The 218-nt window shown below is 39.0% G+C and carries 1 rRNA gene; it reads left to right on the top strand.

The annotated features are described in order from the left end of the window. Positions 1-110: 110 nt before the first annotated feature. Positions 111-218 (top strand): 5S ribosomal RNA (gene rrf, locus CD118_RS11720); the annotation flags it as partial.

Genomic DNA, 218 nt, shown 5'->3' with positions numbered 1-218 from the left:
GACGAATACTAATCGATCGAAGACTTAATCAAATTTGTTCATAAGGTTTTACTTGTGAATGTATACTTACTATCTAGTTTTGAATGTATAACATTCAAAAAGTATTTTTGTTTGGTGACTATGGCAAAGAGGTCACACCTGTTCCCATGCCGAACACAGAAGTTAAGCTCTTTAGCGCCGATGGTAGTCGGACTGACGTTCCGCGAGAGTAGGACGTT

Origin of the sequence: Staphylococcus coagulans (assembly GCF_002901995.1) — a bacterium.
Classification (GTDB): domain Bacteria; phylum Bacillota; class Bacilli; order Staphylococcales; family Staphylococcaceae; genus Staphylococcus; species Staphylococcus coagulans.
The sequence above is the reverse complement of the archived record's forward strand: the minus strand, read 5'-3'. Positions and strand labels throughout refer to the sequence as shown.